At 57.3% G+C, this 1,771-nt stretch carries 3 protein-coding genes; all 3 read left to right on the forward strand.

Annotated features, from left to right (window positions below; genetic code table 11):
* Positions 1-44 precede the first annotated feature (44 nt).
* Positions 45-377 carry a transposase gene (locus tag AACY52_RS28340; RefSeq protein ID WP_339421080.1) on the forward strand — a complete coding sequence of 111 codons (333 nt, stop codon included), beginning with the start codon at positions 45-47 and terminating at the stop codon, positions 375-377.
* Complete coding sequence (gene tnpB, locus AACY52_RS28345; RefSeq protein ID WP_339421081.1) at positions 374-709, forward strand: IS66 family insertion sequence element accessory protein TnpB; 336 nt, start codon at positions 374-376, stop codon at positions 707-709. Before AACY52_RS28340 ends, tnpB begins: the two co-directional genes overlap by 4 nt.
* Positions 710-770: 61 nt before the next feature.
* A partial coding sequence (locus AACY52_RS28350; RefSeq protein ID WP_339561075.1) for an IS66 family transposase occupies positions 771-1,771 on the forward strand: 1,001 nt, incomplete at its 3' end.

Raw genomic sequence — 1,771 nt, forward strand, 5'->3', positions numbered from 1 at the left:
AAATTTAAGTGGACACCAGTTCTAGCCTTTTAAGCGGGTATTTCATGCAGCCAACACGCCGTTCCTATTCCAAGTCCTTCAAGGCACAGGTCATTCAAGAGTGTGCCCAGCCCGGCGCTTCGATTGCCAGCATCGCACTCAGTCATAACCTCAACGCAAACCTCGTACACAAATGGATTCGGCTGCAATCGCAGAAAAGCACAGCGCTGCAACCTGCGTTTATTCCGTTACCTGTACCGCTGGCCGGGGCAAGCTTGCACCCGGCCTCATCGAATATCTGCGTTGAAATACAACACTCGCGCGGCACTGTAAAAGTGAACTGGCCCACTGAAAATGCTGCTGCCTGCGCGACCTTTCTTCGAGACCTTCTACGATGATTCGCATCGACTCCATCTGGCTCGCCACCGAGCCGATGGACATGCGCGCAGGCACCGAAACGGCGTTAGCCAAGGTGATCGCGGTGTTCGGTGCGGCGCAGCCGCACTGTGCTTATCTGTTCGCCAACCGCCGCGCCAATCGCATGAAAGTGCTGGTGCATGACGGCTTCGGAATATGGCTGACGGCGCGCCGGTTGAACCAAGGCAAGTTCCACTGGCCTGGCATTCGCCATGGTTCTGAAATGGAACTGGATACCGAGCAACTTCAGGCATTGGTGCTGGGTCTGCCATGGCAACGCGCAGGTTCTGGAGGCTCGATCACACTGCTCTAACGGCTGCCATTAGCCTATCGGTCTATCGCCGCGAAGCGCCTGCTCTGGCAAAATCCGGCGCATGACTTCTTCTCCCAATCTCGACCAAATGTCCCCCGACCAACTGCGTGCTTTGGCAGCGCAGTTGCTGTCGCAAGTCGACACGATGGGCAAGAAAATCAACCGCGACCAAACGCTGATCGAGAAACTGACCCACGAGATCGCCCAGCTCAAGCGTTTGAAGTTTGCCAAGCGCAGCGAGCAGATGAATCCTGAGCAGGCCAGTTTGCTAGATGACCTGATCGATACCGATATCGCAGCGATTGAAGCAGAGCTTCAGGCCTTGCAGACAGTGCCAGCGGCGACCGAGAAAAAGCAGAAACCCAAGCGCACTGCATTACCGGCTGAGTTTCCACGCACACTGATCCATCACGAACCGGACAACACTCACTGCCCATGCGGCTGCGCCCTCAAGCGCATCGGTGAGGACGTTAGCGAGAAGCTGGACTACACGCCCGGCGTGTTCACCGTCGAACGCCATGTCCGTGGCAAGTGGGTCTGCGATGACTGCGAAACGCTGATCCAGGCACCGGTTCCGGCGCAGGTTATTGATAAGGGCATCCCGACTGCGGGCCTACTTGCACACGTCATGATTGCCAAGTTTGCGGACCATCTGCCGCTTTACCGTCAGGAATCGATCTTCGGTCGAGCGGGCCTGGCGATTCCACGCTCAACCTTGGCTCAATGGGTTGGCGTGACGGGCGTGCAGTTGCAGCCTCTGGTCGACGCGCTGCGCGAAGTAGTGCTTGGGCAACAAGTCATCCACGCAGATGAAACACCGGTGCAGATGCTCATGCCGGGAACAAAGAAAACTCACCGTTCCTATGTGTGGGCCTACGCCACCAGCCAGTTCTCGGACTTGGCAGCGGTGGTTTATGACTTCAGTCCCAGCCGTGCCGGTGAGCATGCTCGCAACTTCCTGCAAGGCTGGAAAGGTAAGTTGGTCTGCGACGATTTTGGCGGTTACAAGGCCAGCTTCGAACTCGGCGTGACCGAGATTGGCTGCATGGCCCATGCCCGGCG

Source organism: Pseudomonas sp. EA_65y_Pfl1_P113 (assembly GCF_963970525.1).
Lineage (GTDB): Bacteria > Pseudomonadota > Gammaproteobacteria > Pseudomonadales > Pseudomonadaceae > Aquipseudomonas > Aquipseudomonas tritici.